Here is a 14269-nt window from a genome sequence, read left to right as displayed (position 1 = left end):
GCGGCGCGCTCCCACCGCCGTGTTCGGGCCAGGCTCGACACGGGTTCGAGAGCGCGTCGCGTCTGTTGATGCCGGATCATGACACCGAGTAGAGTTCCGGCTGACGGTCACCAAAGTAGCCGAGGCCCCTCGGCCGGTTGCGAAGGGGGACGTGGTCCGCCGGACGCACACGCTTCAGGCGTACAAGGCCGTGGTTCTCGCTTACATCGCGGAGCATGGGCCTCTCAGCCGGTCGGACATCTGGCACGGGCTTCACGATCGGCTGAGCGTCGGTTACGTGGACAGAAGCCTCAAGCCACTACGGGATGAGGGGCGAATCCAAGTGACCAAGGCACGCCTATCCATGGCCCGTGGCCGCAGGGCAAGGTCTTGACGTACACGGCGAGCGTTTACGCGGTGGTTGGGCATGGTGGATGATGCCGACTCCGCTGACCAACCCTTCCCCATCCCGTCTGGCCGGTTCTGCGTCAACCGGGCCCCGCTCGATGGTCTGATCCTGTTCGGTGGCGCGCCGGTCATGGGCGTCCGGGACGCGACCGGCCCCCACACCAAGGTGATTGGCATCGCATGGCTCGATGTCTCTCGAATCTCGTGGCATCGATCGTCACAGTGCGACAGAGGAGGTTCTGGACCAGCTATTGACGACTGACCAGAAGCTTCTTGGCCCGCTGATGACGCAGAGCCAGGTAGATTCCAAGCGTGAGGATACCACACACGAGGCCCGAAATCGTCAAACCGATGAAGAACGAGGGCCAGAATGCCTCGGAAACGGTTAGATAGCCTGAATGAACGAGGAGGCGTTCCGCCGGGAATGCCAACGGATACCAGCCTTCCGGCGTCCAGAATCCAGGTGTGAGCCGAAGGCGGTCGCGGCTGATCGAGTGGTCCAAAGACGAGAATTCGACGACACCACCAATGAGAAAGCCGATTGCGAAGACTCTTGCCGACCAAGGGGCCTTGGTCAATAGCCAGAGCTTGAGAAGATAAAACGGGATAAGAGCGAGAAGTATGATACCAAGGGTCGGCCAGTCGGGATGGGGATCAAGGTAGAGGACGAATCCGAGTATTACGGCTACCGTGAGGATGACCAATTGGATGAACCAGATCCGAATCGGGAATCGTTTCAACAGGCTTGTCACCGGCGTCCCTCCCGTGAATCACGTGACGATCGGCCCTCATGGTACCAAGGAGTTCCAATTTCACGCGAGCGTACGTCAGCCCGTGTGTAGTAACAAATCAGGATGTCGGGTCGATCACGATTCCACCGCTGGATCACCCAATCACTAACATGAGGCCGTCGATGGGGGCAAATAAAGGGAGACATAGCGATTATCGACAACTATCGATATTTGCAATATCCCCCTTTATTCGCCGGGCCATGACGACAGTCTGGTCGGCCTGAACTCCCGCGAACAAACCTACCCCGTGATCGCCCGCTGGCTTGCCGGCCAGCCCCAACCCCCGACGCGCGGAGCGTTGCAATTACCCAATTGGATTCGCTCGCCCTTTAACTAATCAAAACCATTTAGATTTCAAAACTTGTCGTACATGCCTGAGTCAAGTGCCCCGACGGCTTGATGGGGAGAATGACCCGCACCCGCGTGCCAGGCAAGCCCGATTCGAGTTCCAGGCGACCGCCCAGTTGCTGCACGCGTTCCCTCATGCCAAGCAGACCGACGCCCGCGTTGCCGGCAAGGGCAACACCGCAAATCACCAGGCCGGGGGGCAAGCCTCGGCCTTCGTCCCGAATTTCCAGGCGGACTTGTTCCTCATCGCGCGTCAGGCGGACGCACGCCACCGGGCTGCCCGAGTGGCGATGCACGTTACCCAGACTTTCCTGGAGCACACGAAACAAGGCCGTCTCGATCGGTTCGGAGAGCCTGACCTGCTCTTCGGTCGCATCCAGCGTCACCCGAATCCCGCTCCGCTCTGAAAAGCCCTCGGCATACTCACGCATCGCGTGCACCAGGCCGAAGTCGTCGAGTAAGGGCGGGTGGAGCAGATAGGAAAGGGTTCGGATCTCCTGGATACTCAGAGCGATCAGGTTTTCGCAATTCGCCAGGAGACGGCGGTGTCGCGCGTCGTCCGGCGCGACCGCCCGTTCCAGAATCCCGAGGTTCATATGGATCGCGGCAAGATTCTGCGCGGTGTTGTCGTGCAACTCGCGAGCGATCCGGCGGCGCTCCTCGTCTTGAAGATGGAGCAGTCGACCCGACAACTCACGCAGCACCCGCTCGGCCCGTTGCCGCTCCGTGACGTCAAGCACCAGTGAGAGAATGGAGACAAGTTGGCCATTCTCATCGAACAGCGACGAGTTATACCACTCGCAATCGATCACCTTGCCACCGCGCGTGTAGTTTCGGTTGAGTGAGACGATCCGGGGCACGGCACCACCCACGAGTCCCGTAAACTTTTGCGTGACGGCCGCGACATCCTCCTCATGAACAAATCGCCACTCTTCGGGACGTTTGCGCAGCACTTCCGACTCGGTCCAGCCGAAGACCTTCTCCGCCTGGCCGAACCAGCGGAGAACCCGGAAATCGCGATCCCACTCCACGGCCGCGAGCGGTGAGTTCTGGATGTGGGAATCAAGAATCTGGTGCGCGTGATGGAGCTGATCCTGCCGGGTCCGCAATTCGGCCTCGGCCTGTTTTTGTTCGGAAATATCAATATGCACATGTTGCAAGCAGAGCAGCTTACCACTCGCATCTCTGACCTGCCGCGCGGCGATGAGCACCGAGAACCGAGACCCGTCGCGCCGGAGCATGAGAAACTCGCGAGGCTTCATTTCACCTTCCGTGGTAAGAAGCCGGAGCACCTCGGCCCGTTCCTCCGGATACGCGTAGAGTTGCTGGGCGATGTCCGTCACCTCGGCAATCATTTGTTCCGAGCTACTGTATCCATACATCAAGGCACACGCTCGGTTGACCCGTTGCAGCCGCCCGACGGGCAGTGCCTGAGTGATGCCAGCGATCGAATTCTCGAAGAGATCGCGATAGATTCGCTCACTCTCGGCGACCCGGATCTCCGCCAGCTTGCGTTCCGTGATGTCCATCGAGGTGCCGGTAATCCCGACAATGCGCCCCGCGGCGTCCCGAAGCGGCTCGATAGTCGTATCAAAAAATAAAACCTTGCCGTCAACCGTGCCCTGTAAGGAATCACGAAACGACCGGCCGGTCGCCATCACGTTGCGTTTGATCGCACCAAGCCGCGCGGCTTCTTCGGGTCCGAAGAGTTCTTCGTCGGTTTTGCCCAGCGTCGTTTGCGCGGACAAGCCGGGGGTCGGGTTGAAAATCTTGGTATAGCGCAACGCCCGATCTTGTTGAAAGATGACGATGGGAGTGTTTTCCAGCGCCAGCCGAAAGAGTGCTTCACTCTCCCGAAGCGCCTCGAGGGCCGCATGCTCCACGGTCTTGTCACTGAAGACGAGCACGATCCCGCCGACCGCACCGTTGTCATCGCGAATCGGCGAGGCGCTCTCCGCGATGGGCCGCTCGGTCCCATCGCGGGTGGTCAGGAGGGTTCCGTCGGACAATCGCACCGACTGGCCGTCGCGTTGGACGGAAAGCACCAGATTTTCCGCGGCCGCGCGAGTCGACTCGTCAATCGTCCGAAAGACGTCCTCCAGAGGCTTGTCCCGCGCCTCCGACTCGGTCCAACCGGTGAGCCGTTCCGCCACCCGGTTCATCGCGCGCACCCGGCACGTGAGATCCGTGGTGATCACGGCGTCGCCGATACTGTAGAGGATCGTCCGAAAGGCTTGCTGATCCTCCCGCTGGCGGCGTTCCGACTCGTAGAGCGCCTGGTAGATCCGCACCTGCCGCTGACGATACAAATAGGCCGTCCCCGCCGCGGCCAGCAGGATCAAGAGAGCGACCGTGAGACTGGTGACGAAGGCCCGGTAACGCGCCTCGGCGAGGATTTCATCCACATCCACCTTGGTCGCCATGAACCAGGATGATCCGGGAATGGAACGTAGGCTGGCCAGCACCTCCACATTACCGCGGTAGTCTTTGCCCTGAAACTTGCGCTCCCCACCGAGCGCCGCCTGCACGGTGGGAACCTCCGTCCGCGTCATCGGTATGCGTCGAGTCAGGGGCGGGCCCGGCCGATGGCGCAGTTCATTCAGGTAGAGGACAGTCTCGCCTTCCCGCTGGAACAGGAGCGTCTCAGCGGTTCGACTGGGCGAGGGCCAAGCATTCAGAAGCGGATACAGATAAGTCTGCGCACGACCGCGGAGAATGACGACCGCCAGCGGCGCCCCCTCGGCATTCCGCACGACTTGAACGGCGTCGATCGAAACGACCTGGTCGGCTCCAAGGAAGAGGTCGGACAGCACGGGCCCCTGGCTGGCGAGGGCCACCGCGATCGCCCGTTGCGTGGCTCTAGCCGCCGACTCGGGAGCCGGATGGGTGGTGACCAGGACCTTCCCGCTCGGAGCGAGCAGAAGGGCGTTGGAATAGCCGTAAGCCTTGGCCCGGATCTCGAGGATTTTCTGAATTGGAGCGGACGGAATCGGTGCGGCAGGATCTCGGGAAAAAGCACTCGCCGTCTCGACCAGGAAGGGGTCGTTTGCCAGGACCATGACATCAGCCAGACGTTCCATCCGCCACTGCTGAATCTGTCCGGACTTCAGGTCGCCGATGACGGCGATGGCCTGGTATTCCGTCTGGTGAATTCGGTCCGATTCCTCGCGGTAATACCAGTAGCCCCCCGCCAGTAGGGCCACCGTGATCACAGTGAAAACCGCCACCCAGGTTCGACGCGCGGGGCCGACTCGGATTTCTGGAGCCGTCATGCTTGCCCCTCATTCGGCATCTGCCTCGGCCCACTGATTTTCCGTTCGCACCGCGGAGGGGGGGCGGCCATCGATCGGCGAGCACACCTCAAACTAAGCCTTCGTCACGCCTGGTTCAAGTCGTCAGTCCCAAAATCGACCGAGTTCCAGACCGCTCGAGGGCCACAAGTCAGGGCTCCTGTCGACTCCTCCAAATCAACCGCCGTCGTGCTCCCTCGAATCGTTGCCAATCCTCCCACCCACCTTTTTCCTGTACTTTTGTATGGTATGATGAGCCCGGAGGAGCCAACACGATGCGTGAAGAGCGGACGACGATCCACGGCCGAGGAGCCGCCGACAACCCACCGAACCGGTTCGAGAACCGCTGGCATGAGATCGAGCCGGACGACGGGGATCTTGACGAGGTCCCGGCGCCAAGTACCCAGCTTCTGAACGACTCGTCCCGAACGATCATCGCCACCAACGAGAGCCCGGATATCGGCTTTGATGCGAGCATCAATCCCTATCGCGGATGTGAGCATGGCTGCATTTATTGTTATGCGCGACCAACCCATGAGTATCTGGGGTTTTCGGCGGGCCTCGACTTCGAGACCAAGATCCTGGTCAAGGAGGACGCGCCCGAGTTGCTCCGTCGCGAGCTGGGTTCACCGCGTTGGAAGCCGAAGACGATTGCCCTCAGCGGCGTGACCGACGCGTACCAGCCGGTGGAACGGCGGCTCCGGGTCACCCGACGCTGCCTTGAGGTGCTCGCGGAGTTCCGCAACCCGGTCGTGATCATCACCAAGAACCGCTTGGTGACCCGCGACCAAGACCTCCTGGCCGAGTTGGCCAACCACCGCGCGGCGGCTGTTTTCCTCTCAGTCACCACGCTCGACGCCGGACTGGCCCGAACCCTCGAGCCCCGCGCCTCGATTCCGGAGTTTCGACTCGCGGCCATCGCGAAACTGGCCGCGGCCGGCGTCCCGGTCGGGGTGCTCGTTGCGCCGGTCATCCCAGGCCTGACCGACCACGAACTGCCGGCGATCATCGCCGCCGCGGCCCAGGCCGGAGCCCAGTTCGCCGGCTTCACCCCGATCCGGCTCCCGCTCGGGGTCGGCCCGCTCTTCGACGACTGGCTCACACGCCACTTCCCCGACCGCAAAGAAAAGGTGCTCCAACGAATCAAGGGGCTCCGCGGCGGGCGAATGAATGACTCGCGGTTCGGGTCTCGGATGCGCGGGCAGGGTGAATTCGCCGAGATGATCGCCCAGATGTTCGCGCTCGCCTGCCGCAAGGCCGGGCTCGCGGGCCGGAGCACAGGACTCTCGACCGAGGCGTTTCGCAAGCCGGGGGCCAAGCAACTCTCCCTCTTCGATTGACATCATCTCAAGAATTCAACGATCGCCGTGTCGACAGCTCCATCGGGATTCCGCCGTCGGCGCGGAGCGTCATCGTGGGCAAAAGCTTGGCCTTCGTCCCCGGCTGCAGACCCAGGCGGAACCGCCGCGCGATCGTCGCCAGGAGCAGCACCGACTCCATCAGGGCAAAGCTGTTCCCGATGCAGATCCTCGGTCCGCCGCCGAACGGAAAATAGGCATAACGCGGAATCCGCTTCATGAGCCCGTCCTGCCAGCGCTCGGGGCGGAACGACTCGGGATCGTCGAAGAATCGAGGGTCCCGGTGCACGACCCATTGGCTCATATAAACGGTCGTCCCGACCGGCACAGGATAGCCCCCCACCACGGTCGGCACGATCGCCTCGCGGCCCAGGAGCCAGACGGTCGGATGGACCCGCAACGACTCGGTGATCACATGCTCGGTGAACGGCAAGCGGTGCAAGTCGGCCAGCGTCGGGGCACGGTCACCCAAGACCTGGTCGAGCTCCGCATGGAGCCGGGCCTCGGTCTCGGGGTGTTGCGCAAGCAAGTACCAGGCCCACGTCAGCGTATTGGCGGTCGTCTCATGGCCGGCCATGAAGAGGGTCATCGCCTCATCGCGAAGCTGGCGGTCGGTCATCCGGTCGCCGTCGTTCTCGTCCTGAGCGTTCAAGAGCATCGAGAGGAGATCGCCCCGGTCTTCACCCGAAGCGCGACGGCGGGCGATGATCTCGAAGATGATCGCATCGAGCCGTTTCACCGCGCGAGCGAGCCGCCGGTTGCTGGGGGTCGGCAGGAAGTGAGGCAGGGGAATCAGGTGGTTGACGCGTTCGGTGAAGCTCCGCAGGGTCGTCTCCATCGCCGCGCTGAGACCGGCCGACTCACCGGAGACATCGGCGTCGAACAAGGTCTTGGCGATGATCTCCAGGGTCAAGCGCATCATCGCTTCCTGGACGTCGAAGACCTGGCCGGAACTCCAGGTCTCGAGCATCCGTTCGGTGAAGGCGACCATAACTGCGGCATGTCCGGCGACCCGGTCGCGGTGAAACGCCGGCTGAGCCAGCCGGCGCTGACGCCGCCAGAAGTCGCTCTCGCTGGTGAGGAGACCGTTGCCCAGCGTTTTCTCGGTCAACCGCAGCGCAAAGTGCTTGATATAGTGGCGATTATTCGTGACCAGAACCTCCTCGACCTGGTCGGGATGATTGACCAGGATCATCTTCCTCGGCCCGAGCCGAAACGCCACGACATCGCCATAAGTTTGAGCGCAATCGGTCAAGAAGCCAAGCCGATCGCGACGGAAGGCGGGCAAGTTACCGGTCAACCAATTTCCCTTCGGACCGGGAGGAGACTCGCGCCGTTCCGTCAGTGCCGCACTCATTGAATTCCATCCCTCTGCATTGCAAACTCAACTTGGCTTGCCAGACGCATGAGCCCATGCAAAATCCAAGGGAGATTCTCGGCTCACAACCAACAGGCGGATCATTCGCGCCCTCCGCACCACACTTTACGAGGTCGGTCCGGATCCTGCAATGTTCCCAAGCAAGCGAGCCGCCTGCGTGAGAATCCTCAAGGCATTGATAACAGCGTCTCGATAGGGCGGTTTCCGAAAAAATCGTCCTCAAGTCGTGGAACCCAAGGGGCGACTCCGGTTCAGCCCCACTGGGGCTGGAATCGAACAGCTCATGGCGTCGCACAAACACGACAGCATTCCACAACAACACACAATATTCAAATCATTCACAAAGCCACAAGTTTGCACTATCGCAAGATTGCAAAACGCGATTATTTGCAGTTGATTCCGCAATAACCTCGGGCCAATCTCCGACCAGCCTCATCGTGCACAATGCCTCCCACGGAGAGAGGACCATGGAGGGTCCCGCATGTTCGATATTTTCGTTTTTGGTTCGTCCGCAGGTTTACGAAGAAAGTTCCACGAAGCCGGGAGGAACAAGACATCGCAAGCCAAACCGTACGAATCCCAGAGAAATCCGGAAAAAAAGTGAGATTGGAAATCTCCCCATGTGCAGAATCAGGGATGAACGGGCTGTCAAAGTCGGGAGGCATATCCTGGTGAGCCGCTACTCGGGGGTCATCCTGGGCCAGTTGGATCGGGTCTTCAACCGGGGGACCGTCACGGGCCTGGACGACGACGAGCTCCTGAAGCAGTTCGTCGTCGAACGCGACGAGGTGGCATTTGCCGCTCTGGTCGCCCGGCATGGGCGAATGGTTCTAGGCGTCTGCCGCCGCATCCTCCACGACGAGCACGACGTCGAGGATGCTTTCCAGGCGACGTTCCTGGTGCTGGTCAGCCGCGCGAAAGCGATCCGCGATGCTGGTCTCCTGGGTCACTGGATCTACGGGGTCGCCCACCGGGTCGCCGTCCGGGCTCGGGCCAACGCCGCTCGGCGACACGTCCATGAGCAGAACTCGACAGCGGCCCAAGCCGGGGTCGAGCCGCCGTACTGCGAGGGCGAACGGCGCGAGTTGCGAGCGGTCCTCGATGAAGAGCTGGCCCGCCTGCCCGAGCTGCTGAGGGCGCCGATGGTGCTCTGCTATCTCGAAGGGCTGACCCATGAGGAGGCCGCGGGGCAGCTCCGCTGGCCCGTCGGCACGGTCCGCAGCAGGCTGGCTCGGGCACGCGACAAGTTGCGACGTCGGCTATCCAGCCGAGGGCTGACGTCCGACGACGCAACCCTGACCGCCACGGTCGCCTCGCAGCCTGTTTCCTCGCTCCTCATCGACGCGACGGTTCGGCTATCCCTGGGATTCACCGCACGACAGGCGATGGCGCCTGCCCTGGCCTCGGCCACGGCCACCGCCCTCGCCAAGGGAGTTCTCCACGCCATGATGATTTCCAAGCTGAAGAGTATCGGTGCGGCGACGCTGGCCTGCGTCCTGGCCTTGGGCGGCATGCAGACCTACGCGTTTCAGTTCGGAGGCGCCGGCGGAGGTCTGGGGCCGGCCGCGCCCGGGCCCCAGGCTGACGACCGCCAGCAGGCACTGTTCCGTTCGGTAGCCAAGATCCAGGGCGACCTGGCCGAGTCGGCCCGGCTCAACGCAGAACTGCAGAAGGAACTGACTGACCTCCGGGCGGAGGTGGAGTCCCTGCGCCAGCCTGCCGGGCTTCCGGCCCCAAGCAAGGCTAGCCGACCAGCTTCCATGCCCCCAGCCACCCAGAACACCGGAGGCCCTGCCGGCGGCTTCGGCGGCGGCATGGGCAGAGTCGGCGCCAATGAACGACCCCGCTACATACAAACCAGTAAGCTCATCGTGGTTTCCTCGCCAGAGGGCGACACAGTCACGGCCTACAGCACCGAGACGGGCAAGGCCAAGTCTCTCCGGCTCACCAAGGCCAGAGACACCAAGCTTACGGTGAAGCCCATCCTTAGCCCGGAGCTTGCCACGCTCTTTCTTAAAGGCCCGAAGATCGCCCGGATTGCCGCCTTTAGCGTGCTCGACGGGACCTGGTATCCGCAAGACCTGCGCGAGCCCGTGGACCTGGCCGTGCCGACCGTCGGCCTAACCATGGCCGCCTATGGCATCGGCCGCCGGATCTATGCTTTCAGTCCTGTAGCGAAACGCTGGGATGTCCTGGAATTGCCCGAGGGGGCTGTGGCTAAGCCGGCCATCGGTAACGACGCGATCACCTGCCTGCACAATGGCCACCTCTACGTCTTCAGCGTCAAGACCGGTAAATGGGAGGACATCGACACTCGAGCCGCCCCCGATGATGACCAGGACGGCGAAAGTGCCGCGAAGTAAGGACGCACCACGAAACGGCGGCGCATTCCGATCTGCCTGTGGCAGCAAAGAATACCGCCCAGAATGTGGTTAAAAAACCGTCAAGGTCGGCGCGACCGTTCTTGGCGTCGAGCGACCTCAGGGGCGAATTTTGGAGTCCGGATGAAGTGCTAGAGATTGGTCGTCGAAACCTCCAACTCGACCGGCGGAGTCACAACCCGATCCTCCGCGCGGCCGTGCTCAAACGCAACCCGAACCCCATCCCGTGGCTCGGCCAACGGCGGTCGAATTCAGCTACCACTGGCCACGACAGCCGTCCGAGGATTAATTGATTTCGCGGCCTCGGAAATCGGCGTTTTTCGATCGAGTGAGTCATATTCGGAGCGTTGCGGCTAATTATCATATGGGATCGACCGTCTTCGGGAAACATTGACGAAAAATCTTGGTGCGAACGACGAGTTGCTCATGAACACCACACGCGCTTTGGCAATCGCGCTCTCGCTCACCTCACTCGGACTAATCGTTCCCGAGGTCTTCGCGGGCCCACCTTCAGGGGTCGAGGTCGAAAGCCCGAACGGCGTAATCCGAATGCGGCTCACGCCCGGTGACGATCACCTCGAGTATCAGGTCGACCTGGCCAACCGGCCCCTGATCGCAAAATCAGCGGCAGGAATCGTCATCGATGGGGTTGACCTCGGCCAGACCAGCGAACTGGGACAGCCCGAGCGATACCAAGTCGACGAGGACTATCCGACGCGTGGGGTCCACTCCCGGGCGATCAATCGATTTCGAGGCGCACGCGTGCCCGTCCGGCATGGAAAGACAGGGACGGATTACACGATCGATCTTCGTGTCTTCAACGATGGCGTCGCCTTCCGCTACGTCGTCCCCGGCGGAGATGGCGAGCGGGTCGTGGACGAGGCGACCTCATTCCGCCTGGTCCCCGGAAGTACGGTCTGGTATCACAACCTTCGTGGTCACTACGAGGGGGTCCACGCCCGCAAGGCCATCGCCGAGGTCGAGGCCGGCGACTGGGCCGCGCCACCATTGACGATCAAGCTGCCCGAGGACCACGGCTACGCGTCCATCACCGAAGGGGCGATCAGCGGCTCGAGCGGGATGGCCCTCCAGGCCGACGGCAAGCTCGGGTTCGCCGCGCGTCTGGGTCATTCTCATCCGGCCTCATATCCTTTTACGCTGAGGTATGGGGACGAAGAAGCGAAACGCCTGACGAAACCAGCCTCGATCCCGGGAACCATAAAGTCTCCCTGGCGTATCATCATGATTGGAACCGACCTCAACAGCCTGGTGAACTGCGACATCGTGAGCAACGTCTCGCTTCCTCCCGACCCGCGGCTCTTCCCGGCAGGGCTCAAGACCGACTGGGTCAGGCCCGGTCGGGCGGTCTGGCAGTACCTCGACGGCGGCAAGAAGTCCCTCGAAGGCATCAAGGAATTCTCCCGACTCGCCGGTGAGCTCGGCTTCGAATACAACATCGTGGAAGGGCTCTGGCAGAAGTGGAGCGACGCCGAGCTCCGCGAGCTCGTTCAGTATTCCCAGGACCGCCACGTGGGAGTCTGGCTCTGGAAACACAGCCGGGAGATCAGGAGCCCGGAAGCCCGCCGCGCGTTCTTCCGGAAGTGTCGGGACGTCGGCGTCGTCGGCGTGAAACTCGATTTTTTCGACCACGAGGCGAAGGAGGTGGTCGACCTCTACGAGGCCTGCTTGCGCGACGCGGCCGAGTTCCACCTGATGGTCGACTTCCACGGCGCCAACAAGCCGACGGGGGAGTCGCGAACCTGGCCGAACGAGATGACCCGGGAGGGGATCGCCGGCCTCGAAGGAGGAAAGCGTGAGGCATGGGCCGCTCACAATGCCACCTGGCCCTTCACTCGCCTGCTGGCCGGCCACGCCGACTACACGCCGATGCACTTCGGGACACGCCGGAGGGAAACCTCATGGGCGCACCAGATCGCCAGCGCGGCGGTTCTGACCTCGCCCGTGCTGGTTTACGCCGCCCACCCCAAGACCATGCTCGAGAATCCGGCGGCGGAGCTGATCAAGAGCCTCCCCAGTGTCTGGGATGAGACCCACGTGCTGCCCGGCTCCGAGATCGGCGAGCGGGCCATCTTCGCGCGGCGAAACGGCGACCGTTGGTTCCTGGCCATCGTCAACGGCCCAACGGCCGGCCCGGTGCGCGTCCCGACCTCATTCCTTGGGGCTGGAACCTACCGAGCGCTGCTGGTCCGAGACCAGAAGGATGATCCCGCCGCCGTGAAGGTCGAAGCGACCACAATCACCAAGGACGACTCGCTCGCGATCGATCTTCGAGCGGGAGGAGGCTTCATCGCTCGTTTCGTTAAGCCCTGATGCGTTTGATTCCCGGACTTGCACGCCCGGCCGGCCGTTGCTATGGTGGATTCGGTTCACCTTTCTCGTTCACCATTGGGCCGGTACCAACAAGGCTGCCTGGCCCACGCCCCGCGCCGCATTGATGGGCCTAAACGGCGCACTTCCCCACCATGGCTGATGATCGGATCCGGCGGCAAATCGCCTTTCTTGCCGCACAGCTCATGTATCAGCGTTTCGAAACCGAATACTTCACCGCCAAACGCAAGGCCGCCCGACAGCTCGGTGTCGAGTATCGATACCGGCCTGCCGACCTGCCGTCGAACCGCGAGATCCGCGACCAGATCCAGGCGATGGCCCGAATGCACGAGGGTGAGAAACGGCTCGAGCACCTGCTCGACATGCGGATCGAGGCGCTTCGCCTGATGCGCAAGCTCACGCGCTTCCGACCGCGCCTGATCGGAAGCGTCTGGACCGGGCATGTCCGCCACGGTTCCGACATTGATATTCACATTTTTGCCGACAGCCAATCGATCGTGACCGACACCCTCGACGACCTCGCTCTCCCCTACGAGGTCGAGCGCAAACGCATTGTAAAATATGGTGAAGAACGGGTTTTCACCCACATTCACATCGACGACCGTTACCCGTATGAGCTCACGCTCTATCCCGAGGACAAGGCACACTACGTCTTCAAAAGCTCGATTACCGGCCAGGCGATCGAACGCGCCTCGATCGCCGAGCTCGAGGCCTTTCTCCGGTCGGAAAACCCGGATCTCGACCTGGATCGCGAAGTCGAGCGGGTCGAGGACCACGTCGACCGGTTCGAGCTCTATCGGCTCTTGCTTCTCCCGCTGGAAGGGGTCAAGCAGAATCCGCGGTATCACCCCGAGGGGGACGCGCTCTATCACAGCCTGCAAGTCTTCGAGCTGGCCCGTCAGGAGCGATCGTATGACGAGGAGTTCCTGCTCGCCGCGCTCTTGCACGACGTCGGCAAGGCAATCGACCCCGCCGACCATGTACTCGCCGGCCTGCAAGCTCTGGAGGGGACGATCAGCGAGCGCACCGAGACCCTGATCGCCCACCATATGGATGCCCTGGCCTATGTCAACGGGACCCTCGGCGCCCGCAAGCGGGTCCGGCTCCAGCAATCCGAGGACTTCGAGGACCTGATGCTGCTGCGCGAACTCGACAGCAAGGGCCGCCAGCCCGGCGCGGTCGTCTGTGAGGTTTCCGAAGCCCTCGAGTACATCCGCCAAATGGCCGACGAAGACGATCTGGACGAGTGACGGCCGATCTCAGTAGGGTGAAGGAAGAAACCGTTGGACCTTGCGAGCATTCTCGCAAGGGCCAATCGGTTTCCACCCCACTGAGAGACTCCCGCAATGGACGCTGCATCAGAGCCGACAGTCGACGTCACCGTCTCGATTCGTGACTATTTCCTGAAGGACCGGTCGCGGATGACCATGATGGCGGCGCGCAAATTCGGGGTCACCGAAAAGGCCGTGGTCGACGCCCTGGTCGGACAATGGCCGATCGTCCGGCTCCGCGACGGGGTTTTCCGCGAGTTATTGGAAGCGCTCCCCGCACTGGGCACGATGCGGGTCTTCGTCCGTAGCCGCGCCGCGGTCATTGAGTCGGTCGGAACCTTCGGCGGGTTCTCCGACGCCGGTCCCTTTTTCAACGTCCAGACCGACACGCTCGACATGCACATCCTCCACGAAGAAATCGCCGACATCTTCGCGGTCGAGAAGTGGGGCCACGACACGACCACCGCGACCTACTCGTTCCAGTTCTTCGATCGCTCGGGCGATGCCGCGTTCAAAGCCTTCCTCTGGGAAAGCTTTCCCGACGTCCCCAAAGCGACGATCGAGGCGTTCCATGCCCTGGCCAAAAGACTCTCGGCAGAGGCGGAATGATCAAAGCCGAAGCGGGTGGGCCGTGCCCGCCCTACAAGAAGAGACATAAACAAGGTTTCTTCTTGTAGGGTGGACACGGCCTACCAAAGACATCAACATCTATCCGC

8 protein-coding genes are annotated in these 14269 nt (G+C 62.2%); 5 read left to right on the top strand and 3 right to left on the bottom strand.

Going from position 1 to position 14269, the window contains the following annotated elements; all coding sequences use genetic code 11:
• Window positions 1–635: 635 nt before the first annotated feature.
• Complete coding sequence (locus BUS42_RS03660) at window positions 636–1139, bottom strand: hypothetical protein (protein ID WP_074305360.1); 504 nt, start codon at window positions 1137–1139, stop codon at window positions 636–638.
• A 386-nt stretch (window positions 1140–1525) separates the two neighbouring features.
• Window positions 1526–4798, bottom strand: a complete 3273-nt coding sequence (locus tag BUS42_RS03655; RefSeq protein ID WP_074305358.1) for a sensor histidine kinase — start codon at window positions 4796–4798, stop codon at window positions 1526–1528.
• A 293-nt stretch (window positions 4799–5091) separates the two neighbouring features.
• Between BUS42_RS03655 and BUS42_RS03650 the strand changes: the two genes are divergently transcribed.
• Complete coding sequence (locus BUS42_RS03650; protein WP_074305355.1) at window positions 5092–6156, top strand: PA0069 family radical SAM protein; 1065 nt, start codon at window positions 5092–5094, stop codon at window positions 6154–6156.
• Between the two features lie 7 nt (window positions 6157–6163).
• Here BUS42_RS03650 and BUS42_RS03645 read toward each other — a convergent pair whose 3' ends face one another.
• On the bottom strand, window positions 6164–7531 hold the full coding sequence (locus tag BUS42_RS03645; protein WP_074305353.1) for a cytochrome P450: 1368 nt from the start codon (window positions 7529–7531) through the stop codon (window positions 6164–6166).
• 692 nt (window positions 7532–8223) lie between these two features.
• On the opposite strand from BUS42_RS03645, the gene BUS42_RS03640 reads away from it, so the two are divergent.
• From BUS42_RS03640 to BUS42_RS03625, 4 genes are all read left to right on the top strand, one after another.
• Window positions 8224–9915 (top strand): RNA polymerase sigma factor, encoded by a 1692-nt coding sequence (locus BUS42_RS03640; RefSeq protein WP_074305351.1) that lies wholly within the window; start codon window positions 8224–8226, stop codon window positions 9913–9915.
• 444 nt (window positions 9916–10359) lie between these two features.
• On the top strand, window positions 10360–12264 hold the full coding sequence (locus BUS42_RS03635) for a glycoside hydrolase family 97 protein (RefSeq protein WP_074305349.1): 1905 nt from the start codon (window positions 10360–10362) through the stop codon (window positions 12262–12264).
• Window positions 12265–12416: 152 nt separating this feature from the next.
• The gene (locus BUS42_RS03630; protein WP_074305347.1) at window positions 12417–13532 is read left to right on the top strand and encodes an HD domain-containing protein; all 1116 of its coding nucleotides are present in this window, start codon (window positions 12417–12419) and stop codon (window positions 13530–13532) included.
• 96 nt (window positions 13533–13628) lie between these two features.
• The gene (locus tag BUS42_RS03625; protein ID WP_074305345.1) at window positions 13629–14162 is read left to right on the top strand and encodes a ChuX/HutX family heme-like substrate-binding protein; all 534 of its coding nucleotides are present in this window, start codon (window positions 13629–13631) and stop codon (window positions 14160–14162) included.
• Window positions 14163–14269: the final 107 nt, after the last annotated feature.

The organism is Singulisphaera sp. GP187 (assembly GCF_900129635.1).
Classification (GTDB): domain Bacteria; phylum Planctomycetota; class Planctomycetia; order Isosphaerales; family Isosphaeraceae; genus Singulisphaera.
The sequence above is the reverse complement of the archived record's forward strand: the minus strand, read 5'-3'. Positions and strand labels throughout refer to the sequence as shown.

Excerpts from the sequence above, each read along its gene's own strand:
- BUS42_RS03630 (WP_074305347.1), top strand. The coding sequence starts at position 12,417 with ATGGCTGATGATCGGATCCGGCGGCAAATCGCCTTTCTTGCCGCACAG.
- BUS42_RS03650 (WP_074305355.1), top strand. The coding sequence starts at position 5,092 with ATGCGTGAAGAGCGGACGACGATCCACGGCCGAGGAGCCGCCGACAAC.
- BUS42_RS03625 (WP_074305345.1), top strand. The coding sequence starts at position 13,629 with ATGGACGCTGCATCAGAGCCGACAGTCGACGTCACCGTCTCGATTCGT.
- BUS42_RS03635 (WP_074305349.1), top strand. The coding sequence starts at position 10,360 with ATGAACACCACACGCGCTTTGGCAATCGCGCTCTCGCTCACCTCACTC.
- BUS42_RS03645 (WP_074305353.1), bottom strand. The coding sequence starts at position 7,531 with ATGAGTGCGGCACTGACGGAACGGCGCGAGTCTCCTCCCGGTCCGAAG.
- BUS42_RS03655 (WP_074305358.1), bottom strand. The coding sequence starts at position 4,798 with ATGACGGCTCCAGAAATCCGAGTCGGCCCCGCGCGTCGAACCTGGGTG.